This is a genomic window from Bacteroides faecichinchillae JCM 17102, assembly GCF_000614145.1.
GTDB classification, from domain to species: domain Bacteria; phylum Bacteroidota; class Bacteroidia; order Bacteroidales; family Bacteroidaceae; genus Bacteroides; species Bacteroides faecichinchillae.
Window position 1 is genome coordinate 23,065 of the sequence record NZ_BAKK01000003.1, and the last position, 26,803, is coordinate 49,867.

22 protein-coding genes, 1 tRNA gene and 4 pseudogenes are annotated in these 26,803 nt (G+C 38.9%); 17 read left to right on the forward strand and 10 right to left on the reverse strand.

Annotation, left to right across the window (positions count from 1 at the left end):
• The first annotated feature begins 178 nt into the window (after positions 1-178).
• The 7 genes and pseudogenes from JCM17102_RS25805 (at position 179) to JCM17102_RS02035 (ending at position 6,143) form a co-directional block, all read left to right on the forward strand.
• Positions 179-530: pseudogene (locus JCM17102_RS25805) on the forward strand (6-pyruvoyl trahydropterin synthase family protein).
• Between the two features lie 26 nt (positions 531-556).
• Positions 557-1,102: a 7-carboxy-7-deazaguanine synthase QueE gene (locus JCM17102_RS02010; protein WP_025073770.1), complete on the forward strand. Its 546-nt coding sequence runs from the start codon at positions 557-559 to the stop codon at positions 1,100-1,102.
• 50 nt (positions 1,103-1,152) lie between these two features.
• Complete coding sequence (locus tag JCM17102_RS02015) at positions 1,153-1,893, forward strand: (Fe-S)-binding protein (RefSeq protein WP_025073771.1); 741 nt, start codon at positions 1,153-1,155, stop codon at positions 1,891-1,893.
• Positions 1,890-3,277: pseudogene (locus tag JCM17102_RS25810) on the forward strand (lactate utilization protein B). Before JCM17102_RS02015 ends, JCM17102_RS25810 begins: the two are co-directional and overlap by 4 nt.
• Positions 3,270-3,851 carry a LutC/YkgG family protein gene (locus JCM17102_RS02025; RefSeq protein WP_025073772.1) on the forward strand — a complete coding sequence of 194 codons (582 nt, stop codon included), beginning with the start codon at positions 3,270-3,272 and terminating at the stop codon, positions 3,849-3,851. The pseudogene JCM17102_RS25810 and the gene JCM17102_RS02025 overlap by 8 nt, the downstream one beginning before the upstream one ends.
• A gap of 62 nt (positions 3,852-3,913) precedes the next feature.
• Positions 3,914-4,786: a pyridoxamine kinase gene (locus tag JCM17102_RS02030; protein WP_025073773.1), complete on the forward strand. Its 873-nt coding sequence runs from the start codon at positions 3,914-3,916 to the stop codon at positions 4,784-4,786.
• A gap of 172 nt (positions 4,787-4,958) precedes the next feature.
• Positions 4,959-6,143: a DUF418 domain-containing protein gene (locus tag JCM17102_RS02035; RefSeq protein ID WP_025073774.1), complete on the forward strand. Its 1,185-nt coding sequence runs from the start codon at positions 4,959-4,961 to the stop codon at positions 6,141-6,143.
• Positions 6,144-6,155: 12 nt separating this feature from the next.
• On the opposite strand, the gene JCM17102_RS02040 is transcribed toward JCM17102_RS02035, so the two are convergent.
• Together JCM17102_RS02040 and JCM17102_RS02045 are read right to left on the reverse strand one after the other, a co-directional pair.
• On the reverse strand, positions 6,156-7,529 hold the full coding sequence (locus tag JCM17102_RS02040) for an energy transducer TonB (protein ID WP_025073775.1): 1,374 nt from the start codon (positions 7,527-7,529) through the stop codon (positions 6,156-6,158).
• Positions 7,526-8,095, reverse strand: coding sequence for an RNA polymerase sigma factor (locus tag JCM17102_RS02045; RefSeq protein ID WP_373278856.1), 570 nt, complete (start codon positions 8,093-8,095; stop codon positions 7,526-7,528). The genes JCM17102_RS02040 and JCM17102_RS02045 overlap by 4 nt, the downstream gene beginning before the upstream one ends.
• Before the next feature lie 155 nt (positions 8,096-8,250).
• Between JCM17102_RS02045 and JCM17102_RS02055 the strand changes: the two genes are divergently transcribed.
• Both JCM17102_RS02055 and JCM17102_RS02060 read left to right on the forward strand, forming a co-directional pair.
• Positions 8,251-10,122 carry a vWA domain-containing protein gene (locus tag JCM17102_RS02055; protein WP_025073777.1) on the forward strand — a complete coding sequence of 624 codons (1,872 nt, stop codon included), beginning with the start codon at positions 8,251-8,253 and terminating at the stop codon, positions 10,120-10,122.
• A gap of 306 nt (positions 10,123-10,428) precedes the next feature.
• The gene (locus JCM17102_RS02060) at positions 10,429-11,190 is read left to right on the forward strand and encodes a C1 family peptidase (protein ID WP_033886455.1); all 762 of its coding nucleotides are present in this window, start codon (positions 10,429-10,431) and stop codon (positions 11,188-11,190) included.
• A 73-nt stretch (positions 11,191-11,263) separates the two neighbouring features.
• Here the strand turns inward: JCM17102_RS02060 and JCM17102_RS02065 are convergent.
• The 3 genes from JCM17102_RS02065 to JCM17102_RS02075 all read right to left on the reverse strand — a co-directional run bounded on the left by JCM17102_RS02065 (position 11,264) and on the right by JCM17102_RS02075 (position 12,382).
• Positions 11,264-11,336, reverse strand: a tRNA-Trp gene (locus JCM17102_RS02065).
• Positions 11,337-11,401: 65 nt separating this feature from the next.
• Positions 11,402-11,755, reverse strand: coding sequence for an arsenate reductase family protein (locus tag JCM17102_RS02070; RefSeq protein WP_025073779.1), 354 nt, complete (start codon positions 11,753-11,755; stop codon positions 11,402-11,404).
• Positions 11,756-11,797: 42 nt separating this feature from the next.
• Positions 11,798-12,382, reverse strand: a complete 585-nt coding sequence (locus JCM17102_RS02075) for a uracil-DNA glycosylase family protein (RefSeq protein WP_025073780.1) — start codon at positions 12,380-12,382, stop codon at positions 11,798-11,800.
• A gap of 122 nt (positions 12,383-12,504) precedes the next feature.
• Between JCM17102_RS02075 and JCM17102_RS02080 the strand changes: the two genes are divergently transcribed.
• From JCM17102_RS02080 to JCM17102_RS02090, 3 genes and pseudogenes are all read left to right on the forward strand, one after another.
• Positions 12,505-15,615 carry a SusC/RagA family TonB-linked outer membrane protein gene (locus JCM17102_RS02080; RefSeq protein ID WP_051572680.1) on the forward strand — a complete coding sequence of 1,037 codons (3,111 nt, stop codon included), beginning with the start codon at positions 12,505-12,507 and terminating at the stop codon, positions 15,613-15,615.
• Between the two features lie 14 nt (positions 15,616-15,629).
• The gene (locus JCM17102_RS02085) at positions 15,630-17,225 is read left to right on the forward strand and encodes a SusD/RagB family nutrient-binding outer membrane lipoprotein (RefSeq protein ID WP_025073782.1); all 1,596 of its coding nucleotides are present in this window, start codon (positions 15,630-15,632) and stop codon (positions 17,223-17,225) included.
• Between the two features lie 101 nt (positions 17,226-17,326).
• Positions 17,327-17,578 (forward strand): annotated as a pseudogene (locus JCM17102_RS02090) (xanthine permease XanP); the annotation flags it as partial.
• Here JCM17102_RS02090 and JCM17102_RS02095 read toward each other — a convergent pair.
• Positions 17,575-19,746: a KamA family radical SAM protein gene (locus tag JCM17102_RS02095; RefSeq protein ID WP_025073784.1), complete on the reverse strand. Its 2,172-nt coding sequence runs from the start codon at positions 19,744-19,746 to the stop codon at positions 17,575-17,577. The pseudogene JCM17102_RS02090 and the gene JCM17102_RS02095 overlap by 4 nt on opposite strands.
• 98 nt (positions 19,747-19,844) lie before the next feature.
• Between JCM17102_RS02095 and JCM17102_RS30200 the strand changes: the two genes are divergently transcribed.
• Positions 19,845-20,045: a hypothetical protein gene (locus tag JCM17102_RS30200; RefSeq protein WP_148302033.1), complete on the forward strand. Its 201-nt coding sequence runs from the start codon at positions 19,845-19,847 to the stop codon at positions 20,043-20,045.
• A gap of 208 nt (positions 20,046-20,253) precedes the next feature.
• Here JCM17102_RS30200 and JCM17102_RS02100 read toward each other — a convergent pair whose 3' ends face one another.
• The 3 genes and pseudogenes from JCM17102_RS02100 to JCM17102_RS02110 form a co-directional block, all read right to left on the reverse strand.
• The gene (locus JCM17102_RS02100; protein ID WP_025073785.1) at positions 20,254-20,886 is read right to left on the reverse strand and encodes a DUF8491 family protein; all 633 of its coding nucleotides are present in this window, start codon (positions 20,884-20,886) and stop codon (positions 20,254-20,256) included.
• Positions 20,887-20,998: 112 nt separating this feature from the next.
• A pseudogene (locus JCM17102_RS25815) lies at positions 20,999-22,386 on the reverse strand (alanine/glycine:cation symporter family protein).
• A 43-nt stretch (positions 22,387-22,429) separates the two neighbouring features.
• Positions 22,430-23,074, reverse strand: a complete 645-nt coding sequence (locus JCM17102_RS02110) for an AlbA family DNA-binding domain-containing protein (protein ID WP_025073786.1) — start codon at positions 23,072-23,074, stop codon at positions 22,430-22,432.
• A gap of 146 nt (positions 23,075-23,220) precedes the next feature.
• Between JCM17102_RS02110 and JCM17102_RS02115 the strand changes: the two genes are divergently transcribed.
• The 3 genes from JCM17102_RS02115 to JCM17102_RS02125 all read left to right on the forward strand — a co-directional run bounded on the left by JCM17102_RS02115 (position 23,221) and on the right by JCM17102_RS02125 (position 25,576).
• Positions 23,221-23,397 (forward strand): BF3379 family histone-like protein, encoded by a 177-nt coding sequence (locus JCM17102_RS02115; protein ID WP_004301965.1) that lies wholly within the window; start codon positions 23,221-23,223, stop codon positions 23,395-23,397.
• Positions 23,398-23,498: 101 nt separating this feature from the next.
• Positions 23,499-24,782 (forward strand): putative DNA modification/repair radical SAM protein, encoded by a 1,284-nt coding sequence (locus tag JCM17102_RS02120; protein WP_025073787.1) that lies wholly within the window; start codon positions 23,499-23,501, stop codon positions 24,780-24,782.
• Positions 24,779-25,576: a TIGR03915 family putative DNA repair protein gene (locus JCM17102_RS02125; protein WP_025073788.1), complete on the forward strand. Its 798-nt coding sequence runs from the start codon at positions 24,779-24,781 to the stop codon at positions 25,574-25,576. The genes JCM17102_RS02120 and JCM17102_RS02125 overlap by 4 nt, the downstream gene beginning before the upstream one ends.
• A gap of 17 nt (positions 25,577-25,593) precedes the next feature.
• Here JCM17102_RS02125 and JCM17102_RS02130 read toward each other — a convergent pair whose 3' ends face one another.
• Positions 25,594-26,262 carry an MgtC/SapB family protein gene (locus JCM17102_RS02130; RefSeq protein ID WP_025073789.1) on the reverse strand — a complete coding sequence of 223 codons (669 nt, stop codon included), beginning with the start codon at positions 26,260-26,262 and terminating at the stop codon, positions 25,594-25,596.
• Between the two features lie 164 nt (positions 26,263-26,426).
• Between JCM17102_RS02130 and JCM17102_RS02135 the strand changes: the two genes are divergently transcribed.
• Complete coding sequence (locus JCM17102_RS02135) at positions 26,427-26,801, forward strand: ribosomal maturation YjgA family protein (protein WP_025073790.1); 375 nt, start codon at positions 26,427-26,429, stop codon at positions 26,799-26,801.
• Positions 26,802-26,803: the final 2 nt, after the last annotated feature.

Genomic DNA, 26,803 nt, shown 5'->3' on the forward strand with positions numbered 1-26,803 from the left:
ATAGTGCAAACCGGATGTAGAAGCAAATTTATTTGTATTCTACATTCGGTGTAGTTTATTTTGCAGAGTGGAAAAATGAAAAAATAACAAGTTTTGCCCAATGAAAACTCTTTTTATATTACTTTTGTACTTGTATCGAGGTGACATTAGATACAGGTAACTTTTAATTCATATAACAATGTTTACAGTAATTAAACGAATGGAGATATCAGCTTCTCATAAGCTGGTGCTCCCGTATCGCAGTAAATGCGCTAGTCTACATGGTCACAATTGGATTATCACTGTCTATTGCCGCTCTGCGCGGTTGAACTCCGAAGATGGTGGTCGATTTCTCCCGAATTAAAGAAGTAGTTATGGAAAAGCTTGATCACCAGAATCTGAATGAAGTCCTTCCATTTAATCCAACGGCGGAGAATATAGCTCGTTGGGTTTGCAAGCAGATTCCTCAATGCTATAAAGTGGAAGTGCAGGAGTCGGAAGGCAATGTTGCCATTTACGAGAAAGATAATGTAGAGAATGAAAAGGAATAAGAACCGGTGAATGAAAGATAAAAATGATGAGAAAAATCAACGAAATCTTTTATAGTTTACAGGGGGAAGGCTATCACACTGGGACACCGGCTATTTTTGTTCGATTTTCGGGATGCAACCTCAACTGTGATTTTTGTGATACGCAACATGAAGAAGGAATAATGATGACTGATGAAGAAATCATTGCTGAAGTAAGGAAATATCCTGCCGTTACAGTGGTTTTGACGGGGGGTGAACCTTCGTTATGGATAGATAATGATTTTATTGACCGTTTGCATGAGGCAGGTAAATATATCTGTATCGAAACTAACGGAACCCATCCATTGCCCGAATCTATCGATTGGATAACTTGTTCTCCTAAACAAGGTGCCAAATTGGAGATTACCCGAATGGATGAAGTGAAAGTTGTCTATGAAGGACAAGATATCAGCATTTATGAATCACTTTTTGCCGAACATTTTTACCTTCAGCCTTGTTCTTGTAGTAATACTGCTGAAACAGTAGACTGCGTAATGCGACATCCCAAATGGAGGCTTAGCTTGCAGACGCACAAACTTATTGACATCCGCTAAATAGATAAACGGATGGACTAAAGGAGCTGATAATATTTTACATATACATTATGAAAGTAGGTTTGTTTATTCCTTGCTATATCAATGCTATCTATCCAAATGTGGGGGTGGCGTCGTATAAGCTATTAAGAAGTTTAGGAGTAGATGTCGATTATCCGTTAGATCAGACCTGTTGCGGACAACCGATGGCAAATGCCGGTTTTGAGGATGAATCGGTGAAGTTGGCACTCCGGTTTGATGAATTGTTTCAGAAGTACGATTATATTGTCGGTCCTTCTGCCAGTTGTGTGGCTTTTGTGAAAGAGAATCATCCCGGTATTCTAAAGAAAGAAGGACATATTTGCCAAAGTGCGGGTAAGATTCATGATCTTTGTGCATTTATTCATGATGTGCTTAAACCTTCCAAACTGCCAGCACGTTTTCCACATAAAGTAAGCATTCATAATAGTTGCCATGGGGTACGCGAACTACTTCTTTCTGCTCCAAGTGAGTTGAATATTCCTTATTTTAATAAGTTGCGTGATTTACTTGATATGGTAGAAGGGATTGAGGTTTTCGAACCTGCTCATGTGGATGAATGCTGTGGATTTGGAGGTATGTTTGCTGTGGAAGAACAAGCGGTATCTGTTTGTATGGGACGGGATAAGGTGAAAAATCACATGGCTACTGGTGCCGAATATATCGTAGGAGCTGATAGTTCCTGCCTGATGCATATGCAGGGAGTTATTGAAAGGGAACATCTTCCTATAAAAATCATTCATATAGTAGAAATCTTAGCTTCGCAGTCATGAGTACCAAACATGCAAAAGCTGCAGAAAAGTTCTTGCAGGACGGCAAGATGGCAGCATGGTATAACGAAACCCTTTGGATGGTTCGTGTCAAAAGGGATAAAATGAGTAAAGAAGTTCCTGAGTGGGAGGAACTGCGTAATAAGGCTTGTGAGTTGAAACTTTATTCCAACAGCCATTTGGAAGAACTATTGATTGAGTTTGAGAAAAATGCTACTGCTAATGGTGCGATTGTACATTGGGCAAAAGATGCGGATGAATATTGTGCCATCGTTTATGATATATTGAATGAACATAATGTTCATCATTTTATCAAAAGTAAATCTATGCTTGCCGAGGAGTGCGGCTGAATCCTTTCCTGATGGAACGTGGAATTGACGTCGTTGAATCCGATCTGGGAGAACGTATTCTGCAATTGATGCATGAGGCGCCGAGCCACATCGTGATGCCGGCTATCCACATTAAGCGGGAACAAGTAGGCGAGCTTTTTGAAAAAGAAATGGGTACGGAAAAAGGTAATTTTGATCCGGCTTATCTGACTCATGCGGCTCGTAAAAATTTGAGACATCTTTTCCTCAATGCAGAAGCTGCCATGACGGGAGCAAACTTTGCCGTAGCTTCTACGGGCGATATCGTTGTGTGTACAAATGAAGGTAATGCAGATATGGGAACGTCTTATCCGAAACTGAATATTGCTGCTTTCGGAATAGAAAAGATTGTACCGGACTTGGAATCTTTAGGGGTATTTACACGTCTGTTGGCACGTTCGGCTACCGGACAGCCGGTGACTACTTATACTTCCCAGTATCGTCGTCCGCGTGAAGGGGGAGAATATCATATTATCATCGTAGATAATGGTCGAAGTGAAATACTTTCTAAGACTGATCATATTAAAACATTAAATTGTATCCGTTGTGGTGCTTGTATGAATACCTGTCCGGTGTATCGCAGGAGCGGGGGATATTCTTATACTTATTTTATTCCCGGACCTATTGGTATTAATCTGGGGATGGCACATGATCCGGAGAAGTATTACGATAATCTTTCTGCTTGTTCATTGTGTATATCCTGTTCTGATGTCTGTCCGGTGAAGGTAGATTTGGCGGAGCAGATTTATAAATGGCGCCAGGATTTGGATGGTTTAGGAAAAGCAAGTGCCGGAAAGAAAATAATGTCCGGTGGCATGAAATTTCTGATGGACCGTCCGGCATTGTTCAATGCGGCTTTGTGGGTAGCTCCTGTTGTGAATGGTTTGCCACGCTTTATGAAATATAATGATTTTGATGCTTGGGGTAAAGGACGTGAACTTCCGACGTTTGCCAAAGAGTCGTTCAATGAAATGTGGAAGAAGAATGAAGTACAGGGAAAGGAGGATAGCAATGAGTAGTAGAGAAGAAATATTAGCGAATATCCGCAAAAATACACAGATTCGTTATGACAAGCCGGATATAATAAATATGAAACGGATGTCTTATCCTGATAAGATAGAACAGTTTTGTGCGATTAGTCGGGCTGTTGGTGGTACTGCTGTAATATTAGGGGAAGGAGAGGATGTGAATCAAGTCATTCGCCGTACTTACCCGGCTGCAACGCGTATAGCTTCTGTGCTACCGGAGGTTTCTTGTGCTACTTTTAATCCGGACAATCTCGATGATCCGAAGGATTTGGACGGGATAGAGGTGGCAGTAATTGAAGGAGAGGTAGGAGTCGCAGAAAATGGAGCAATATGGATTCCACAAAGAGTCAAGTATAAAGCTATTTACTTTATTCCCGAAAGCTTGGTAATTTTACTCGATCGGAATAAAATTGTAAATACGATGTTTGACGCTTATTGCGAGTTAGCCGGACAAGAATATCAGTTTGGAACATTTATTTCCGGCCCGTCGAAAACGGCTGACATTGAACAGGCGTTGGTGATGGGGGCTCATGGAGCTCGGGAAGTATTAGTTATTTTGAAATGAATGACAGAGAATGGCGACAAATTAGATTTTCAACTATTGGATTGCATAAAAATTAAAATGTAATGTACACAAATAAAGTAAAGAAAATAGCGGCTGTTCATGATCTTTCGGGGATGGGACGAGTTTCATTGACAGTTGTAATTCCCATTTTATCGTCGATGGGATTTCAGGTTTGTCCACTTCCTACAGCTGTGTTGTCTAATCATACACAGTATCCCGGTTTTTCCTTTTTGGATCTGACCGATGAAATGCCGAAAATTATTGCTGAATGGAAGAATTTGGAGGTACAGTTTGATGCGATTTATACTGGTTATCTGGGATCTCCCAGGCAGATTCAGATTGTTTCTGATTTTATTAATGATTTCAGAAGACCGGATAGTCTGGTAGTGGCAGATCCGGTATTGGGAGATAACGGGCGTTTGTATGCTAACTTCGACATGGATATGGTTAAAGAAATGCGTCATCTGATCACAAAAGCGGATGTGATAACCCCGAACCTGACCGAACTATTTTATTTGTTGGATAAACCATATAAAGCAGATAATACGGATGAAGAATTAAAGGAATATCTGCGTCATTTATCCGATAAGGGACCGGAAGTAGTCATTATAACCAGTGTTCCGGTGCATGAAGATACACGTAAAACTTCCGTCTATGCATATAACAGGAATGGAAATCGCTATTGGAAAGTGACCTGTCCTTATTTACCGGCTCATTATCCCGGAACCGGGGATACTTTTACGAGTGTTATAACCGGTTCTTTGATGCAAGGAGACAGCCTCCCGATGGCATTGGATCGTGCAACACAATTTATTTTGCAAGGGATTCGGGCTACTTTTGGTTATGAGTATGATAATAGGGAAGGAATTTTGCTGGAGAAGGTTTTGCATAATTTGGATATGCCTATACAAATGGCTAGTTACGAACTGATCTAGTGAAATCATGAATTGAACGGGAAGAACTAGATCCCGGTTCCTTATAGATGTAAAGTAAGCAGAGGTGGAAACTAAATATATCATTTCCTTTTTATGTTTATAAACTTTTGTAATTCAGATTTTACTGTTATTTTTACCGCTATTATTAAGTAATCTTGAATAAATCTATTTTATGACTCAAACACTTAAAACGACTGAACGACTGGGAGTAGTAGATGCTCTGCGTGGATTTGCCCTTTTAGCTATTGTATTGTTACATAATCTGGAACATTATAATTTGTTTCTACCGTTGGAATTTACAGTACCGGGGTGGTTACAAACGATAGATAAGTATATGTGGGATACGATGTTCTTCTTGTTTGCCGGAAAAGCGTATGCTACTTTCTCTTTATTGTTTGGGTTTAGTTTTTATATCCAATTACATAATGCGGAAAAACGGGGTACTGACTTTCGTGGACGTTTTGCGTGGCGGTTGTGTTTGTTGTTCTTATTTGCACAGTTACATGCTTTGTTTTATAATGGTGATATACTTTTGTTATATGCAGTAGTTGGTTCTGCTCTGATTCCAGTATGTAAATTAAATGATAAAACGGTTTTTTGGATTGCTGTTATATTGCTTTTGCAGCCTTATGAATGGGGACGTGCTATTTATGCGATGATAGATCCCAATTATGTACCTGTAACAGGTCACTTTATCCCTTATGCTGAACGTGCACAGGTGGTTACAGCAAATGGTAGTTTCCTGGAAGTACTTCGTTCTAATATTACTGACGGGCAATTGTATAGTAACATTTGGCAAGTAGAAAATGGTCGTCTGTTTCAGACCGCTGCTTTATTCATGTTCGGAATGTTGCTGGGGCGCCGGAAATATTTTATTAAGAGTGAGGAATCTATATGTTTCTGGAAAAAGATGCTGAAGTATGCTGTCATTGCTTTTATTCCTCTCTATTGTCTGAAGACATTCGTTTCCGATTTAATAACCAATCCTTCTGTTTTGGTTCCTTATAAAATAGTTGTACCTTCTTATGTTAATTTTGCTTTCATGGTTATTCTCGTTTCTATTTTTACATTGCTTTGGTTTAAGAAAAATAGTGGATATGGTTGGCAAAGTCTGTTGATTCCATATGGGCGTATGAGTTTGACAAATTATATATCTCAATCTATTATGGGAGTTTGTATTTATTATGGCTTCGGACTCTCTATGTATAGATATGCAGGAGCAACAGGAAGTTTTCTTATTGCATTATGTATCTTTACTATTCAATTGATATTCAGCCGTTGGTGGCTTGCGCGGCATAAGCAAGGACCTTTGGAGTTCTTGTGGCGCAAAGGTACTTGGATTGGAACTGGGAGATAATAGTATCCCCGATTACTTGAATTTTACAGTAATTTCTGCAGAAGTGTTTCCGTAAGTCCAATCCGGACCATCCAGAATTAGGCGTATTGCTTCTTTATCTGCGGATTCGCAAAGTCCCTTCTTAACTTTAATGTCGTTGGGACGTCCTTTTTTGTCGACTGAAAAAGTTAATATGACAGATCCTTTCATTTCACTACAAGTTTCATCTGTAGGCTGAATCAGGTTCTCCTTTAGGTATTTTTTGTACTTTTTCATTCCGATTATAGGTTTTGGAATTATTTGCTTTGGAGCTTTTACGGGACTTCTTCTGGTTACTCCTGGTATAGATCCTGCCAAAGCATTGGTAGGAGGTACTTGTTTCAGATCCTCTACGTTTACAGATGTGATAGCACCTGTAACAGTCATCTTCTTTTGTACACCGGTTCCGGTTATTACAACTTCGTCAAATTTTGATTGGGTACTTTCTTTCATTGCTATGAGTATTGGCTGGAGTGGGTCCTTAATAGTTATGCTGACAGGATCATACCCAATGTAATTTACTTTCAATTTACCAAAGAGTTGATCTTTGGGAATTGTGAACTTTCCGTTAATGTCTGTAATAGTGCTGTGAATTTTTCCTTCATGAGTTTTTACGGTACCATAAAGTAGAGACTGATCTTTATTATTCGTTTCTTTTGTCCCAAAAGTTATATTAGCACCGACAAGAGGTTGCCCTTTATCATCAATCACCATTCCTTCTATAATATTTTGAGCATTGGCACTCAGTTTGAGTCTTTTTGTATCTTTTTCATTGCTATGTAAGATAGATGTATCTATTGTGCTAATAGAGTTTTCCCCTTTTTCTATTTTTACAGGTTTTATAACTTCTTCTTTTATAGGAACAGAATTCTTAGTAGGAAGTTTTGGGGGAGTAGTTACGACCTTTGATTTAGCAATAATATCTTTTTTAATTTCTTTATCTGTGGTAAGCACATGGCTTGAGTCCTGTTTCTTTTTTGCAGCAGATGGAGACTGGATAATTTCCTCCTTTGGAGTTTCAGGAGTCATTGAGATTTCAGGAGTTACTGTTGTAACATTAGTCGTTTCTTTTGTTATGAATGTATCTTCCGGCATGTTATTTTTAAGGAATAAGAAATAACTACTGATACCAATTCCGATGATCAGACAAGCAGCAATACTCCAAGTGATGGCATATGAATATCTTTTCTTTGTAGAGCGGACTGTTATAAGATTCTGTAGTTCCTTAATCCGTTCTTCATGATTTCCCTCTACTTGCTGGTATCCATCCATGGCATCAGCTAGAAAAGGGTCTCTCATCGACTCTTTTTCCAGTCGATGGGCTTCTTTCCCTTTGCGTAGTCCTCGTATGTAATCCAATAGTTTCATAGGGTTTGTTTCTTTATACAGATTTTCAAATTTCGCTTTCCGTTTTGGATATAGCTTTTTACATTGTTCAGAGTAAGTCCGGTTTGTTCGGCAATGTCGGCATAAGACATTTCTTCCAAAAAGAAACGGGTAATGCTGGTTCGTTGCTCTTCGGGCAACTTTTCCAAGCAAATGTGCAATACTTTGAGTTGCTCTTCCGGATTGTCTTCTTCACTTAAAAGATGCAGAAATTCATCAGATTCCATAATATTAATGGTATAATCTAGTGAGATTTCTTTGTTTCCTTTTCGTAACAGTTGCAAGCAGTGGTTTTTGGCCACACGATAGAGCCATGGTTTGAATATTTTTATATCATAATTACCTATTTTGGGGATTAGATCCTCAAATAGTTGCATGACTGCCTCTTGTGCATTATCCTCATCCTGTAGATATTTCAGGCAGAGACCATAAAGCAACGGAATATAACGGTTGTATAATTCACCGAAATATTCTGTATCCCCGGACTTGGTATAGCATGTTAGTAGTTCTTCGTCCGATAGCTTCGATATGTCTTTTCTAAATATCAGAATTTTATTTTTGTTGCCAAAGATAGAAATAGAAATGATAAATCACAACGGACAGATGAAAAATAAAAAAAACTTTAGTGAGCTTATGGAATTTGTGAGTATTCTGCATCTCTATAGTAAAAGTGAATTAATAATGACATTAAATACTTGTAGTTATGAAAGTAAATCAATTTAGAGTGATCATGTTCGTACTGATAATGGTAGTTATTTCTTTGGGAGAAGTAAGTGCACAGTTTCTAAAAGTAAAAGGAACTGTTGTAGATAACAAGAATAATCTGTTGATTGGTTGTAATGTAACCGTTAAGGGAACCAATGACAGAACTATTACAGATATCAAAGGAGCTTACTCTATTCAAATAGCTAAAGGTGGAATTTTATGTTTTTCATATATAGGTTATGAGACAGTGGAAGTGATTGTTAAGTCTGAGGAAATAAATGTGGTAATGAAAGAATCTGTTAAGGATGTATTGGAAGAAGTCATTGTATGTGGAACAGGTGCACAAAAAAAGGTGACTATGACAGGGGCTGTAACATCTGTAAATGTAGGGAAACTGAGACAAGTGCCTATTTCTAATGCATTGGCAGGGAATATAGGGGGTGTAATGAATAGTGAAGAGTATAAATTTATCAATGAAAATGGCTTCAAGGAGGTTTCGGAGGTGCCACTATCTACATTCTCCATTGATGTGGATGCTGCTTCCTACAGTAACATGCGTCGTTTCATTAATAAAGGTGAACTTCCACCTTCTGATGCCGTTCGTACAGAAGAATTGGTGAATTATTTTTCATATGATTACCCGAAACCAACGGGGAGCGATCCGGTAAAGATAACAATAGAAGCAGGTGACTGTCCTTGGAATACAACTCACCGTCTGGTTCGAATCGGATTGAAAGCTAAAGAGATTCCAACAGATAATTTACCAGCTTCTAATTTGGTTTTTTTGATTGATGTCTCCGGTTCTATGTGGGGAGAGGAGCGATTGGATTTGGTGAAGTCATCTCTTAAAATGTTGGTCAATAACTTGCGTGATAAAGATAAAGTCGCAATTGTGACTTATGCCGGCAATGCGGATGTCAAAATGGAATCTGTTTCCGGAAGTGATAAACAGAAGATACGTGAAGCAATAGATGAACTACTTGCCAGAGGATCTACAGCAGGAGGTGCAGGTATCCAATTAGCTTATAGTATCGCAAAAAAGAATTTTATTCCTAATGGAAACAATAGAATTATTCTTTGCTCAGACGGTGACTTTAATGTAGGTGTTTCTTCTGAAGAAGGTTTAGAGCAATTGATAGAAAAAGAACGTAAGAGTGGCGTATTCCTAACTGTTTTAGGTTATGGAATGGGTAATTACAAAGATAGTAAAATCCAAACTCTAGCTGAAAAAGGAAACGGAAATCATGCTTATATAGATAATTTACAGGAAGCCAATCGGATTTTGGTAGGTGAATTCGGAGGAACTTTACATACTGTTGCAAAAGATGTAAAACTTCAAGTTGAGTTCAATCCTGCACGGGTACAGACTTATAGATTGATTGGTTATGAGAGCCGTTTATTGAAAGATGAAGATTTCAATAATGATGCGAAAGATGCAGGAGATATGGGAGCGGGGCATACAGTGACTGCTTTATATGAAGTAATTCCTGTAGGTGTAAAGAACGATTATGTGGGAAAAGTAGATGATTTGAAGTATCAGAAGAAGGAGAAAACAGTTGTGAAATCGACAGGATCTAACGAACTGCTAACAGTGAAACTTCGTTATAAATCTCTGGATAAAGATGTTAGTAAAAAGATAGAACTTCCTTTTGTTGATTCTAAAGGTAATAACGTTTCATCCGATTTCAAATTTGCTTCAGCTGTTGCTATGTTCGGACAGTTACTAAGGAATTCCGATTTCAAAGGAGATGCTACTTATGATAAAGTGATTGATTGGGCTAAACAAGGCTTAGACAATGATGAAAAAGGGTACAGGAGAGAGTTTGTTCGCTTGGTAGAGGTTACTAAGGGGCTGGATACTGATAATTAAAAACTGTTATTTTTTAGTTCCACCACTATAGAGCGAAAGGATAATAGTGGTGGAGCGAATAAACTTATATAAGGCTATCTTTACTATCTGGAGATTAAGATCATAAAGCATATATCAAACTGAAAGAAATAATGAGGGGGCTCATGTGGTTTTGAACGTGAAGAAGCCAACCTTCATCTGGATAAAGCTGTTTTATTGTTATGAATGATGTGATGTAATTGATGGGAACGGAATAAAAAAACTCCGTTTTTTGTTTTCATATTTTTCAAATCCTATCTTTGTTTGATGACTATAAAAATCGTACAAATGAAGAAAGTATTAACTTTAATTGTTGTTGCATTGTTTTTCTCCTTTTCAAAAGGTTTTGCACAGGGAAAAGATTTGCGTCCGCTTTTTGAAAAGTATGGAATTTTAGTAAAAAATCAGGGTAGTAGGGGAACTTGCTCTATATTTACCATTGTCGGTTTAATAGAATTTGAACGAGCCAATGTTTTGAATGATAACACACCGTTGTCTGTAGAATATCTGAATTGGGCTGCCAATCAGATAGAGGGAATAAATGCCGATGGTTCATTTTTTAATTATGCGATAGACGGAATGGCAAAATATGGAATTTGTGCAGACGATTATATGCCTTATGCTACGCGTTTCACAGAGGAAGTAGAACCTTCTGAGTCGGCAAAAAAAGATGCGATGTCTCGTAGAATTGGTAAACAGATATGGATAAAACAGTGGAATCCAGAAAAGGGTATTACAAAAGAGCAGTTGTGCGAAGTACAAAAACAATTAGACGCTAATCATTCGGTTGCGATCGGTTTTCAATGGCCTAAACAAGGTGAAACTATTGGGGAACATGGTGAATTGGCGATAGTAGAGCGTGAAAATGTTTTTGATGGGCATAGTGTCCTGATTGTTGGGTATAAAGCAGATGATAAAATACCTGGTGGAGGGTATCTCATTTTTAAAAATTCATTCGGAGAATCTTTTGGGGATAAAGGATATGGACGCATTCCATATGCTTATGCTCTGCTTTATGCTAATGATGCAATGGCATTTCATCTGAAATGATTAGTCGCTGGAAATAATATTTGTTATACTAAAAAATAGCTGTAGATCTATGATTTACAGCTATTGAAATTTGCACGGGAGGAGAGGCTCGAACTCCCGACACCCGGTTTTGGAGACCGGTGCTCTACCAACTGAGCTACTCCCGTGTTTGCGGCTGCAAAGGTAGTAGAAACTTCTGAATCTGCAAGCGTTCGGATAAATAAGTTTTTAACTATTTTAATTTTTCCCACTCTTCGGGTTTGAAACCAACTAGTACAGAGTTGTTTGTGACTATTAGAGGACGTTTTACTAATTTCCCATTGGAAGCAAGTAATGCGATTTGTTCTTCTTCACTCATGTTTGGAAGCTTTTCGCTAAGCTTCAGTTCTTTATATACTACTCCACTCGTATTGAAAAATTTCTTTAAAGGTAAACCACTTTTCGGAATCCATTCTTTGAGTTCTTCCACAGTAGGATTATCTTCAACAATCAATCGGTTTGTGAATTCAATATTATTTTCTACAAGCCATTTTTTGGCCTTTTGACAGGTACTACACGCTGGATATTGCAAAAATAAAGGTTTCATATTCGATGATTTATATTTTAAAACTAGATACTTACTACTTAATTACACTAACATTCCCAAGTCTTGGTACATAATCTGGTATGCAGCTGCTTTTTTATCCAGTGCCAACGGATAGGCGCGCGATGAAGAGGGCATTCTGTATAGTCTTATGGCACGTCCCTCAAAGATAAATTCAGAGAAATCACCAACTTTCGGTTCTTCCACTTCCAATTGTTGGCGGAGCGTATCAGTAGCTTTTTGCCCCGTAGTAACTATTGCCTTACATAAAGGAATTTGACGAAGCAATGTTGCTATATCCGTAGGTTGCACTACTTCCAAAAACTTATCAGAGGCATTATCTTGCAATCGTCTGACGGATGAGGCGGTATCAAACAATGCAATACCTTTCTCATGCAGAAAATTAATGATCCGGTCACGACAAAACGCTTTTCGTGTCTCGGTCAGAAAATAATCCTTATCGTTGAAGAACAAAAATCCAACAATACGCCACATATCATTGTTCAGGTTCGGATAATAAAAATCCATAGACCAACGTTTTTTCTGTGGCGGAAAACTCCCTAACATCAGCAATTTTGCGTTTGATGGAAGAAAAGGTTCTAATGGATGTGTTTCAATTTCTATTTCCATTTCTTTTTTAATTTTCTACAAAAATAATGATATTGTTCTTTTCTCTCAAAATCGATGCGAAAAAATGTTCTTTTAAAAATATTTAGCTATTTTTGTCCGTAAATGTTTGAACTCTTCATAAGATGTTATTGAAAATAAGAATAATTCTAAGTTGCTCTATTATCATTCTGTTCTTTTTCTCGGGTGAAAAAAGTTATGCTTTAAAACAATTGGGATTTAAAGAAATAATAGAAGTTTCCACCACTGATTCGTTAGTGAGAGGGCGCGTTATTGATATGAATGGTGAGCCGCTAATTGGTGCAAATGTTCGTGAAAAGGGAGGGACAAAAGGGACGGCAACTGATGTGAATGGCAATTTTATTTTGTCCGTTCCGGACAGTGCTATTTTGGAAATCTCATTTGTGGGTTACAAGACGATGGAGATAAGTGTAGCAGGTAAAAAGACACTTGAAGTATGTCTTGTTGAAAACACATTAATACTCGATAAAGTAATTGTGACCGCTTTGGGACTTGAAAAGAATGAATCTTCTTTGGCTTATGCTGTCCAGAATATAAACGGGAAAGAATTGAATCGGGTGAAAGAAGTGAATATGATCACTGCTTTAGCCGGAAAAGCAGCCGGAGTACAGATTAATAAGAATTCTTCCGGTATGGGGGGATCCGCTAAAGTAAGTATTCGCGGAATTCGTTCGGTATCCAGTGACAACCAGCCTCTTTATGTGATAGACGGAGTACCAATGCTAAATGAAAGTTCGGAGCAGGCTTATTCTGCTATTGGTGGGACGGCAAACGCCGGTAACCGGGATGGAGGTGACGGTATCTCTAATCTTAATCCGGAGGATGTGGAAAGTATCAGTATCTTAAAAGGAGCTCCTGCAGCTGCTTTATATGGTAGTCAGGCAGCTAACGGAGTCATTCTTGTCACAACGAAGAAAGGGAACTCGGTGGGGCAAAGGAATATTAATTTTTCTACCGGGTTAACTTTTGAAAAATCTTTTACACTTCCTGAAATGCAAAACCGGTATGGGGTAAGCGATGTCGTGGATAGTTGGGGAATTCGCTCCAATCTAACAGCTTCTGACAACCTGAATGATTTTTTTCGTACGGGGGTGACATCTATCTCTTCTTTGTCTGTTAATTATGGAAATGAGAAACTTCAGACTTATTTTTCTTATGCCAATACGACTGGAAGAGGTATTATTGATAAGAATCAACTAGTGAGACATAATATCAATCTTCGAGAGACTGCTGTCATGTTTAATAAACGTCTGAAACTAGATGGTAATGTGAATGTTATGAGACAGATTGTCAAGAATAAGCCTGTTTCAGGAGGTTTTTATATGAATCCGTTAGTAGGGTTATATCGTTTTCCGAGGGGAGAAGATTTATCTTATTATAAAGATCATTTTGAAGCATACGATGAAGATAGAAAACTGAATACACAAAACTGGCATACTTTTACCGAGGATTTTGAACAGAATCCTTATTGGGTGGTAAACCGTATTCAGAGTAAGGATACACGTATGCGAAGTATTGTTTCTATTTCAGCAAGTTTGAAAGTGAATGACTGGATAACTATTCAGGCTCGGGGTAATGTGGATTATCTTTCCGATAAGTTGCGGCAGAAGTTTTATGCTTCTACGGCTCCCGCATTGTGTGGAGCGAATGGGCGATATATTGAAATGGATTATCAGGAGACATTGGTTTATGGTGATGTCATGATGATGGGAAAGAAGAAATGGGATGATTTTACATTAGATATGGCTATTGGTGGAAGTATCAATGATAAAAATGTGAATTCTATTCGTTATGATTCTAAAAACGCCTCTTTAAAGTATGCCAATGTGTTTAATCTTGCAAATATTATCATGAACGGATCATCCAGTATTGATCAGAAAATAGATGCTCGTCGACAACTGCAATCTGTGTTCGGTACGGCTCAATTGGGATATCGGGAGGGAATATATCTTGATCTGACTGCTCGTAATGACTGGTCGTCTACTCTTGCCTATACCAGACATGAGAAAACAGGTTTCTTTTATCCGTCTGTAGGAATCTCTTTTTTAATTGGCAAATGGATTAAATTGCCTGAATGGATCTCTTTAGCCAAGATACGTGGGACATATAGTAAAGTGGGAAATGATATTCCTCTATTTATAACCAATTCTGTTTCGCATATTACTGCAGGGGGTGAAATGCAAGCCAATGACGCTGCTCCTTTTGAAGAGATGGAACCGGAAATGACCCGATCAACGGAAATTGGTATGGAATGGAAATTCTTACAGCAACGTTTGGGGTTCAATTTTACATATTATCGTACGAATACTCATAATCAATTTTTCAAGCTTCCTGCTCTGGCTGGAGATAAATATGCCTATCGATATGTCAATGCCGGAGATATTCAGAATCGGGGATGGGAAATGACGGTGGATGTTACTCCGATATTAACGTCCGATTTTACTTGGAAGACTTCTCTGAATTTTTCTTCTAATAAGAATAAGATTCTTGAACTGCATGAACAATTGAAAGAGTTTGCCTATGGACCTACCAGTTTTTCATCCAGTTATGCGATGAAGCTTGTGAAAGGCGGTTCTATTGGTGATATTTATGGTAAGGCATTTGTACGTGATAACGAAGGGAATATTTTGTACGAAACGGAGGGGGATTATAAAGGACTCCCTCAAGTAAAAGGAGATGGCAATACGGTGAAAGTAGGAAATGCTAATCCTGTCTTTATGGTGGGGTGGAATCATACCTTTTCTTATAAAGGGTTTAGTCTCTATTGCTTATTGGACTGGCGCTATGGGGGCGAGGTTCTTTCACAAACTCAGGCTGAAATGGATCTTTATGGTGTTTCGGAAGTAACTGCTCAGGCACGTGACAGAGGATATATAATGTTGGAAGGAAACCGTATAGACAATGTAAAGGGTTTCTATAAGAATGTAGTAGGGGGGCGTGCCGGAGTGACAGAATATTATATGTATGATGCAACCAATCTTCGTTTGCGGGAAGTCTCATTGAGTTATGATTTTCCAAAGAAATGGATACAGAGAACGAATGTTATGAAAAGTCTGCAACTTTCTTTTGTTGCACGTAATCTTTGTTTTCTGTATAAGAAAGCCCCGTTTGATCCCGATCTGGTGTTATCTACAGGTAATGACAATCAAGGTATTGAAGTTTTTGGTATGCCTACTACACGTAGTTTGGGCTTTACTGTGAAATGTGAGTTTTAAAGGTAGGAGGGGAGATGATGAAGAAGTACATATACATATGCTTGTTGGGTGTTCTGTTACTGTCTATTGCATGTACCGGAAAGTTTCGTGATTTCAATACAGACTTGTCCGGTATTACCGATGAAGATTTGATTATTGATGACAATGGTTATGGGATTCGATTGGGAATTATTCAACAAGGCATTTATTTTAATTATGATTACGGGAAAGGGAAAAACTGGCCTTTCCAACTGATACAAAATTTGAATGCAGATATGTTTTGTGGGTATATGCATGATAGTAAACCTTTAAACGGAGGTACTCATAATTCTGATTATAATCTGCAGGATGGTTGGAATAGTGCCATGTGGACAATTATATATTCTTATATTTTCCCACAGATATTTCAGTCGGAAAATGCAACTCGCCATGAACAACCGGCTTTGTTCGGTATAACAAAAATACTAAAGGTAGAGGTGATGCATCGTATGACAGACTATTATGGTCCTGTTATTTATAAACATTTTGCTGATGCAAAAAGTCATTATCAACCTGATACTCAGAAGGATGTTTATTATGAGTTTTTTTATGAGCTGGATTCAGCTGTGGTTGCTCTTACTGATTATATAGAGGAGAAACCCGAATCTAACGGATTTGCTCGTTTTGATATTTTGCTGGATGGTAAATATTCCACATGGGTCAAGTTCGCCAACTCTTTACGGATGCGTTTGTCCATGCGCCTTTCTGCCGTTGATCCGGATAAAGCCCGTCAGGAATTTCTCAAAGGATTGAAGAATGAATATGGTGTTTTTGAAGCTGAAACAGAAGGAGTTGCAGTCTTAACAAAATCCGGTTATACTAATCCGTTGGGCGAATTAAATCGTGTCTGGAATGAGACCTATATGAGTGCTGCTATGGAATCTATTTTGAAAGGTTTTGAAGATCCACGACTAAAAGTGTATTTTGAATCTTGTACGGATGAAAAGTATAAGGGAGAATATCGTGGGATCCGTCAGGGAACATGTTTTGCCCACAATCATTATGCTGGACTCTCTAAATTAACTTGTAATCAAAATACGGATGCGCCTCTGATGACGCCTGCAGAAATTTGGTTCTTGCGTGCCGAAGCTGCTTTGCGTGGATGGACAGATGAGGATGAAGAAACCTGCTATCGAAATGGAGTAACTACCTCTTTTCACCAATGCGGTATATATCAAGTTGAGGATTATTTGAATAGTGAACGGACAGCTATTGATTTTGTGGATACTTTTGAGAGTGCCAATAATATAGAAGCTCGTTGTAAAGTTTCGCCGAAGTGGAACTCAAAAGACGATAAAGAGATAAAGCTAGAAAGAATCATCACTCAAAAATGGATTGCTATGTTTCCTGAAGGTTGTGAAGCGTGGGCAGAGCAACGGCGGACAGGATATCCCCGTTTGTTTCCTGTACGTTTTAATCATAGCAAAAATGGAAGTATCGATACGGAGATAATGATACGTCGTCTTTGCTTTCCCGGTACGCTGCAAACGGAAGATCTTGAACAGTATCTCGCTCTTGTGAAAGCTTTGGGGAACGATGACAATGGAGGTACAAGACTTTGGTGGGATACAGGAAATAATAACCTGAAATAAGAATCAGTGATAGGAATGTGTATATGTGAGGCGGTTAAACTATTTCTGCTCTTTTTCTGTGTATGCTCCAGGTGTAATGGTAGACGGATTCAATTCATTTCTTGCTGATGTTTGGTATGGTAGCTGCTGTCAGTATCCGTATTATCGCATCTCAGGAAATAGGACGAAAGGAAACATTGGTATTGGCAGTAAGTCTGCCTTTAGGGCTAGGAGTAGAATTAATGCAGGACGTATTAAAACAAGCTCCGGAAGCAATTCGAAGTATTTTCTCTTCTGGAATTACTACCGGAGGTTTGACTGCGATTATTGGGAATATAGTAATACGGGTGAAAGAAGAAAGTAAGAAGGATTAAATGATCAGGTTACTCATTCTTTCTGTTGTATGGAAGGGGAAGTCGGGATACTCGTATAAACTGAAACGAGGTTCGGTTTCCCCTTTCGTATAGCTCCAGATAGAGGCATACTCTTCCGGATCTTCTCCCATTTTCCCTAATTGACGCAGATAGGCAGCCAATGATTTATTCTCTACAATATAGATTTCACCCATTTTTCCGATAATCGGGCTGTGACGACGTGTTCCGTCATGCTCAAAGCGAAGAATACGTTTTCCATCCTCAGTCAGTCCTACCAACTGGAATGTCATGCTTTTACCGATGGCTGGTAAATTTAAGACACTGCGGTCAGTGGCCAGAAAAGGTAGATGATGTTTTTTCATAAAGCGCCTGACCAAAGTAGCGGTACCTTCTTTGGACTCTTTTTTTATAGTTGCTTGAGACTTCTCATTACCATTCTTGATATCTTTATTTGTTTCCGTTTTAATTTCCAGCAGTTTGTATAGCTCTTTTGCTTGTTCTGGAGTCATTCGTCCGTATATTTTCTCTTCCATTTGTTCCTGCATCGAACGGCTATTGGGTGTAAATACCGCATAGTTCTCATTGAATCCCTTCACAGAGAAAGTATAATAACATACTACACCTAATGAGTTGAGTACTTGGCGAAGTCGTGTCGTATGTCCTCGACGGGAAGCGGCGACCGTATACACCAACTGATTGGTAATAATCCATCCGCCAGAAATAATTTTTCGGATAGCTTCTTTTGCTTCAGGAGTAACTTCCAAAGGAGTCTGGAAGTGAGTCTGAATGATAAATTGTTTGACTCCGATAGCCGAAGCTTTTTCTTTAAATTCCCGTAAGATATCAATTAATTCATCATTAATACGCATCGGCAAATAGGCTAGTAGGCGGGAGCCTAACCGTACTCGTTGTAACTCTGCATATTTCTCTCCGTCCGGACGTTCTTGGTTTGCTTTCTGTTTGCGTACCGCCATGCGGTAGACAGCCTCCAAAATATTACGTAGTGTCTTGTTTTGACTCATCAGCGCATCACCTCCGGTGATAAGAATATCCCTCAATTGAGTGTCTTCTTCAAAATAAGTCATCAACCGGCGCAATTTATGTTCCCAACTTTCCTTCGGTTTTAAACTTTCAAATTCAAAATTCAACCGTTCACTTTGGAAGTCGTACATACGTTGGCAAGAAGCACAAAGTCCTCCGCAAGCACGCCCCATGGTATCCGGGATTAAAATTGCTACTTCCGGATAACGGCGGTGAATGTTATGTCCGGGGATCATCCATCCGGCGGCATTCGGTTTCCCAGCTTCTATGATATCTTCCTTTTCCCAGGCATGGATATTTCCATAGGTCTCCACCAACCGCGGTGAATAAATGATGTAACTTCGGATTGCTTCATCATTGTAGCCTTCTCCACTTACATTAAGCAATGAAAGGTAATAAGGGGTTGCAAAGAATGGCATTCCTTTTTTCCGGGCTTTATAAAGTAAATACATCGTTTCCGGGGAAAGTGAATTTCCTAAAAAACGATTTAACTCAATCGGACTTTTTATTGCCATTGCCAAATGAAAACGGAAATCATTCCACCACTCACTAACCAATTGGTATTTCTCCTCGTAATTCATTCCTTCTTCAAAATGAAACCGTACCGAAGGTTTAGATTTTCGGTTCTCTATCTTCTGGATTAGCAAATGTAACATCCGCTCTTTATTTTCAGCACGTATCTCCTGTACTTCTTCATCCAGTCCTGTAGCCCAGCGATCGCTGCGGTTTTTGATACGTTGAGGTGATGGTATGGAAACCTCTTCTCCTTTCAGCCTCTTGAAAAGCTGAAAGATTTCTATAAACAAATCCGTCGGCATTTCTACATTCTCCAACATCCCTGTCAGAAACTGATAAAGTAACCGAATTGTCTGTACTGGCATATCCTGTCCCATAGACAGTTCATGGACATTTAATCCATCATAATGTAGTAAGAGTCGAATTTGCTCTCTTGCCTCTTTCGCTATTTCTCCATCTATTTTGCAGGTATCCAGATATAGTGATAAATTAGATTTGAAATCCTCAATAGTTGAATTTCTTGTTGCTATTTCTATCAACTCCGGTATGTCCTGGCTATAGATCTGTTTTAACTGTGAAAGAGTAAGTGTAAGCATTTTCTTTTGTTTCATAAGCGATTCTTCTTTTATTGGTTAATTAATAAGTCTGAAATTGATGTAGTATATGCCACTACTACTGCATTATTCTGTCGGTGACAAAATAGTTGTCTTTGCCACTTGGACAACTGCAAGAAGGAAGAATCTCTTCTTTCTGCGTGCAGAAGAGTGGATTCTTTGACAGGTTCAGAGTGACAGATACTTCTACGCGTCATTATCGATTGGTCCACTTTCGCAAGTGTGTCGATGCCCCCGTTCCTATATCGTTTACGGTCTGTTTGCAGACTATTAATAACTGGGATGTAGAGCATTAATAGTTGGAATGTAGGTTATTAATAGTTGAGAAGTTGACTATTAATATTCAACAAACAGATAAATAATGTCCTTCTGAAGCTTGGCGGGATACTTGCGGAAGTAAAATACTCTATAAAGATAACAAAAAAAGCGGAGTTTATCTAACTTCGCTTTTCCTACCATATTATTCTTTACGATTATTTTTTTCTTTCTAACATTTCGAACGATTTATTTTTTCGTCTCTGTGTCGTCATCTTTCCGCTTAGGCTCTTTTTTAGCGAGCATTACAATATTGTACACATATTCTGTCATCCAATCTTCCGAATATCCCAGACGTTCTTTGTATTGACGGACAGCGGTGGCAGTCTTGTGCACGTCATCAGCTTTCCATACTAATTTAGTACATACATCGTGTACTGTTTTTTGGGTCATTCCGTAAAGAGCTTTCTTAAAAATAGAAGGCATACGGAATTTCCATTGCATCAGGTTGCCCATTAACATCATCAGGTCGTTGGAGAATCCCTGATACATAAATAAGTAAGACTGGATATCGTTCTGAGTGCGACAGTTTCGTTTAACAGATGCATCAATCTCTTTAAAAAAACCTTCGCTCAGACCATAATCCTGCATCAACATTTTGCGTGAAGTAGTTTTTTCGGCAAGTCCCAGTTTACCGTTTTGTGTCGGCACTTTAAAAAGACGTTTGAAGTTAGCTACATCAGGTAAAAAACGAATGTTTGTGATACCTAGGTTCGTAGCAATTACTGATTGGAAATAAACCCGGGTCAGTGATATAAAATCTTCTACATTGCCGACTTTTGTTTCATCGGATTTTTTCTTGAATAAACCAAATAAGCCCATTGTTATGTTTACAAATTACAAGTTACAAATATAAAACAAAGTAGACGAGATCAAACTGTATCAGTTTGCCGTTCACTAATTTGGGTGCAAAGGTAAGAAAAACAGTTGGGTTTCACCAACATTCCAGGTCCTTTTCGATGTCCGGCATTCTCTCTTTTTTGAAAACAGGGCTTGAAATACCAGCTTTCTTCTGGGCGCGATAGTCAGCGAGCAGACGGATTGCATATTTCCCAAGGAAAAGGATAGCGATCAGGTTACAGATTGCCATTAGTGCCATGGTTATATCAGCCAGATTCCAAGCCATGTCTAGAGTGGTAAGTGCTCCGAAAAGTACCATACCGCTGACTAATATCCGGTAAACATAAAGTATCCATTTTCTTTGGGTGATAAAACGAATATTGCTTCTCCGTAATAATAATTCCCTAAGATACTGCTAAATGCAAAAAAGAAAAGAGCTATGGCAACAAAAATACTTCCCGACGCACCTATTTCATTTGTTAATGCTTGTTGGGTTAGTTGCACACCATTGGCAGAACCATCCAGCGGAGCACCACTAAACAAGATAATGAATGCCGTACAGGTACAGATTAATAAGGTATCCGTAAACACAGCCAATGTTTGTATTAATCCTTGTTTTACCGGATGCGAAACGTGTGCAGTAGCTGCTGCATTCGGTGCAGAACCCATTCCGGCTTCATTACTGAATAGTCCACGTTTGATACCTTGCATCAATGCAATACCGACTCCTCCACCCAAAGTTTGTTCCCAACCGAAAGCATTACTGATGATGAGTGAGATAACTCTCGGCAAATGAGTAATATTGAGCAAAACAATGATGAAAGCCAGTCCTATATATCCTAATGCCATAATTGGCACAATAATGCTACTGACACGCGCTATGCGATGAATACCTCCGAAGATAATAATCAATGTCAGCACAGTCAGTATACTACCTAATATAAAATGGTCAAATCCGAAAGCGTGTTCTGCTGCAGCACAAATGGTATTGCTCTGTACAGAGTTGAAAGCAAAGCCGAAGGTGATACTGATAAGTACGGCAAAAAGCATGCCCATCCAGGGTTGTTTCAATCCTTTTTTCATATAGTAGGCTGGTCCGCCGATGAAGGAGTCTTTTCCGCGTATTTTGTATAACTGTGCTAAAGTAGATTCGATAAAAGCACTCGAAGCTCCGAGTAGAGCGATCACCCACATCCAGAATATGGATTCAGGGCCTCCGATAGCAATTGCCGTAGCTACTCCTGCCAGATTACCTGTTCCTACACGACTGGCGATGGATATGGCGAATGCTTGAAAAGAAGATACATGTTTCTCACCCTGTTTACCTTTTCCGGCAGATTCACTCAGTAGTACAATCATTTCGCGCAGCATACGGAATTGTACGAATCGAGTACGTATGCTGAACCAAATAGCACAACCAAGTAGCATGATTATTAGGATGTAAGTCCAGAGCAAGTCATTGATGTCGTTGATAAAACCCATAGTTAAGTATTAAGTATCCAGTCGGGAATAGCGATATGGTTATTTATTTTTTTATACGGAAGTAGAATTTGTGGTTTTCGAACACAGGTTCTACGATGTCATAACGAACAAATTTAGCCATCAGATGTTCGGCAGAACGGCGGGAAATGCCGGTTTGCCGACAATATCGGTTGAGGGAGAGTAAGGTGCCTTGTTCCAATTGGTCGAGTAGGAGTTGTTCACGTTCAGTATAGCGAATCAGTTCACCACGCGGACTTTCGCATTGTTGCCAGACACGTAAGTGAACAGGCGTTGCTAAAATATTTTCATCTTTAATGCGAAGATAGGCGAGGGGTTTACCGTTTTCATCTTTGGCATAAACCGGTTTATGCAGACTTTCTTCAATAGTGACTACCAATACCTGGCGACCTTCCACAATATACGTTTGCATTTCATAATTCACTTCCGGTAAACAATAAAGTTGGGCAGCTGCTTCGATCATGTATTTCTCTTCTTCTGAGCGTACACCGGCAATCCGTCCATTATCCTTTACACCGATCAATAATCTGCCCCCATCCGTATTTGCAAAAGCCGATAGTGTCTTTGCTATTTTACGGGCATCGGATATTGCGAATTTAAAATCCTGTTGCTGATGCTCTCCTTCAGCAATCAAAGTATGTATATAATCGGTATCTGTAAGCGGTTTCATGGCTACAAAGGTAGATAAAAATGCTGAAAAGCCTTTTTTTTAGGTATTTTTCGCAGATTAATTCAAAAAAAATATCGTTTTTATGCGTTTATTTCAGGAAACAGTGTATTTTTGCGACACATTATTAACGAAAAAATAAAAGGATTATGAAAGAATTGGTAGAAAAGGTAGCAGCTCTTTATGCTGACTTCTCAAAAGATGCTAACGCTCAGATTGAAAATGGTAACAAAGCAGCAGGAACTCGTGCTCGTAAGGCTTCTTTGGAAATTGAAAAAGCAATGAAAGAATTCCGTAAAGCATCTTTGGAAGCTTCTAAAAAATAAGATTAGGAGTCTACTCAGATATCAGAAAAAGAAAAGGGCATGTCGTTTTGGCGACGTGCCCTTTTTCCTTTATATTTGCGAGTCTAATTCTATAGTAAGTCGTGAACGAAAATGTCCTTGCCAAATTAAAGATACTGGCGGAATCTGCCAAGTATGATGTATCTTGTGCTTCCAGTGGTACGGTGCGCGCTAATAAACCGGGCACTTTAGGTAATACAGTGGGGGGGTGGGGTATTTGTCATAGTTTTGCAGAGGATGGACGATGCATTTCATTACTCAAGATCATGCTTACCAATTATTGCATTTATGATTGTGCCTATTGCATCAATCGCCGGAGTAATGATCTTCCGCGGGCAACTTTTGCAGTCTCGGAGTTGGTAGAACTTACAATCGAATTTTATCGCCGTAACTATATCGAAGGATTGTTTCTTAGTTCCGGAGTCGTGCGCAATCCTGATTATACAATGGAGCGCCTCGTACGAGTGGCCAAAGATCTCCGTCTGATATATCGTTTTAATGGATACATTCATCTTAAAAGCATTCCAGGTGCCAGCCGCGAACTGGTCAATGAAGCCGGATTGTATGCCGATCGTTTAAGTGTCAATGTAGAAATCCCCAAAGAAGAAAACCTAAAACTCTTGGCACCAGAGAAAGATCATAAAAGTGTTTTCGCTCCGATGAAGTATATACAACAAGGAGTACTTGAAAGCAAAGAAGAACGTCAAAGGTTTCGTCATGCACCGCGTTTTGCACCAGCCGGGCAGAGTACTCAGGTAATTGTGGGGGCTACCTCAGAGTCGGATAAAGATATTCTTTTCCTTTCATCGGCACTTTATCAAGGACCTACCATGAAACGTGTTTATTATTCTGGATATGTCTCTGTGAATACCTACGATAAGCGTCTTCCTGCTCTCAAACAACCACCTTTGGTACGTGAAAATCGTTTGTATCAAGCAGACTGGCTGATGCGTTTTTATCAGTTCAAAGTGGATGAAATAGTAGATGACGCTTATCCGGATCTCGATCTGGAGATTGATCCGAAATTATCGTGGGCTTTACGTCATCCGGAGCGTTTTCCAGTAGATATCAATAAAGCTGATTATGAATTGATTCTTCGTGTACCTGGTATTGGAGTGAAATCGGCTAAATTGATTGTTGCTTCCCGTCGCTTTTCCCGTTTAGGCTATTACGAATTAAAGAAGATAGGTGTAGTGATGAAAAAAGCACAATATTTCATCACTTGTAAAGAGTTACCTATGCAGACAGTGCATGAATTGACTCCGCAACGAGTACGTAGTCTTTTAATCCCGAAACCTAAAAGGAAGATTGATGAACGTCAATTAACATTAGATTTTGGCATTACTCCAATACAAGACATTCCATGATCGTTTTTGTCTACGATAAAACCTTCGACGGTCTGCTGACTGCTGTCTTCGATGCCTATTCTCGTAAGACCTTTCCTGATATGTTGTTGTCGGAAGGTGATTCATTGCCTTTATTTTATAGTGATATGCATAGGGTCATTACGGATGAAGAGAAAGCTACCCGCGTATGGAAAGGTTTGCAGAAAAAAGTATCTTCTTCTGCTTTGGGATGTCTGACACAAAGCTGGTTGTCAGAACTTCCGGAAGTGGGAATGTTGCTTTTTCGCTATATTCGTAAAGCTATTGATACCCCTCGCTCTATAGAAACTAATTTTGCGGACCCTGATGTACTTCAACTCGCTCATATCTGGAAAAAGGTAGATGGCGAACGAGTACATTTATTACAATTTGTTCGTTTCCAGAAAGCTGCTGACGGGACATTTTTTGCAGCATTTGAACCACAATTTAATGCGTTGCCACTTACAATCCAGCACTTCAAAGATCGTTTTGCGGATCAGAAATGGATTATTTATGATATGAAACGACGTTATGGTTTTTATTATGATCTGCAAGAAGTTACTGAAGTTTCTTTCAATGATGATAGTCGTGAGGCACATCTTATTACCGGTATGCTGGATGAAAGCTTAATGGATAAGGATGAAAAACTCTTTCAGCAACTCTGGAAGACATATTTTAAAGCTATTTGTATTAAAGAACGACTTAATCCACGAAAGCATAAACAGGATATGCCTGTTCGCTATTGGAAATATCTGACAGAGAAACAGAATTTTTCTTCTCCTTCTTCCAAAAAGTAGAATTCTCGTTTCAGTGTCTATTCAATTCGTTGTACCGTTACATCCGGAAACTCCTGTATGAGTGAGAGAAGATGCCATTCGTCATTATTACGTTTTGATTTGATCACCATTGTGACCTGATAACATTCTGCTTCACCGGAATGTTGAGTTTCCATTTCATAGGAAACGATTAGATAATCTTTAGAGTTAAATTTGTCTGCTATTTTTTTCAATGTGTTCTTATTGTCGGTAGAGAAAGTAATCATGGAGCTTTTCATACCGACGCTTTTGAATACATAACTCAGAAGTTCCAGACCGATCAGTGTCAATATCACTGCTGCAATACCGATGGTATACATTCCTGCACCTACAGCTAAGCCGATACCGGCTGTTGCCCATATACCGGCGGCGGTAGTCAGTCCGCGTACAATTTGTTTTTGGAAGATGATGGTCCCCGCGCCGATAAAGCCAATACCACTGACCACTTGTGCTGCTACACGACTAGGATCAAGTGTAACACTACTCTCTTTGATAATTTCCTGAAATCCGTATTGTGAAACGATCATAATCAGGGCACTACCCAATGAAACTAGAAAATGAGTCCGGTAACCGGCTTCTTTAGCGCGATATTCCCGGTCTAATCCGATGATGGCACCTAATATTCCTGCCACCAATAATCTCAATACAAAATCGAAGTTCAATATCATAGGCATAATCTTCTTTTTACTTTTATAGGATGATTAGATCACTAAAGATACAATTCTTTTCCCTTTTGCGATTATTTATTTAGGAATAATTGAACATGACAACTGTATTTTATCGTATATTCGCAAACCAGAAGCTATTTATTTTCCAGAAAGTTGAAGAGATGATGAAGAAAAGGATATTTTACATTATTAGTTTTATTGTACTATTTTGTGTCGAAGTATTGATTGCTTTATATGTACATGATAGTTTTGTACGTCCCTATCTGGGAGATGTGTTAGTCGTAGTGCTGGTTTATAGTTTTGTACGGATCTTCTTGCCGACAGGAATTCCCCGAATGCCTTTCTATGTTTTCCTATTTGCATGTTTTGTGGAGATATTGCAATATTTCCAGTTGGTAGAGACATTAGGAATCACTAATCGGCCGGCAAGAGTTATTCTAGGTTCAACATATGATTGGAAAGATATTGGTTGTTATGCAGTGGGATGTCTATTTATTTTATTGTTTGAACATTTCTGTAAACGTTCGAAACTTTCTTAAGT

Coding starts and splice junctions, on each gene's coding strand:
- JCM17102_RS02075 (WP_025073780.1), bottom strand. CDS start 12,382: ATGGAAATAGAAATTGAAACACATCCATTAGAACCTTTTCTTCCATCA.
- JCM17102_RS02085 (WP_025073782.1), top strand. CDS start 15,630: ATGATGAAGAAGTACATATACATATGCTTGTTGGGTGTTCTGTTACTG.
- JCM17102_RS02080 (WP_051572680.1), top strand. CDS start 12,505: ATGTTATTGAAAATAAGAATAATTCTAAGTTGCTCTATTATCATTCTG.
- JCM17102_RS02030 (WP_025073773.1), top strand. CDS start 3,914: ATGTACACAAATAAAGTAAAGAAAATAGCGGCTGTTCATGATCTTTCG.
- JCM17102_RS02025 (WP_025073772.1), top strand. CDS start 3,270: ATGAGTAGTAGAGAAGAAATATTAGCGAATATCCGCAAAAATACACAG.
- JCM17102_RS02070 (WP_025073779.1), bottom strand. CDS start 11,755: ATGAAACCTTTATTTTTGCAATATCCAGCGTGTAGTACCTGTCAAAAG.
- JCM17102_RS02125 (WP_025073788.1), top strand. CDS start 24,779: ATGATCGTTTTTGTCTACGATAAAACCTTCGACGGTCTGCTGACTGCT.
- JCM17102_RS02130 (WP_025073789.1), bottom strand. CDS start 26,262: ATGATATTGAACTTCGATTTTGTATTGAGATTATTGGTGGCAGGAATA.
- JCM17102_RS02035 (WP_025073774.1), top strand. CDS start 4,959: ATGACTCAAACACTTAAAACGACTGAACGACTGGGAGTAGTAGATGCT.
- JCM17102_RS02135 (WP_025073790.1), top strand. CDS start 26,427: ATGAAGAAAAGGATATTTTACATTATTAGTTTTATTGTACTATTTTGT.
- JCM17102_RS02060 (WP_033886455.1), top strand. CDS start 10,429: ATGAAGAAAGTATTAACTTTAATTGTTGTTGCATTGTTTTTCTCCTTT.
- JCM17102_RS02110 (WP_025073786.1), bottom strand. CDS start 23,074: ATGAAACCGCTTACAGATACCGATTATATACATACTTTGATTGCTGAA.
- JCM17102_RS02095 (WP_025073784.1), bottom strand. CDS start 19,746: ATGAAACAAAAGAAAATGCTTACACTTACTCTTTCACAGTTAAAACAG.
- JCM17102_RS02015 (WP_025073771.1), top strand. CDS start 1,153: ATGAAAGTAGGTTTGTTTATTCCTTGCTATATCAATGCTATCTATCCA.
- JCM17102_RS02115 (WP_004301965.1), top strand. CDS start 23,221: ATGAAAGAATTGGTAGAAAAGGTAGCAGCTCTTTATGCTGACTTCTCA.
- JCM17102_RS02055 (WP_025073777.1), top strand. CDS start 8,251: ATGAAAGTAAATCAATTTAGAGTGATCATGTTCGTACTGATAATGGTA.
- JCM17102_RS02040 (WP_025073775.1), bottom strand. CDS start 7,529: ATGAAACTATTGGATTACATACGAGGACTACGCAAAGGGAAAGAAGCC.
- JCM17102_RS02010 (WP_025073770.1), top strand. CDS start 557: ATGAGAAAAATCAACGAAATCTTTTATAGTTTACAGGGGGAAGGCTAT.
- JCM17102_RS02100 (WP_025073785.1), bottom strand. CDS start 20,886: ATGGGCTTATTTGGTTTATTCAAGAAAAAATCCGATGAAACAAAAGTC.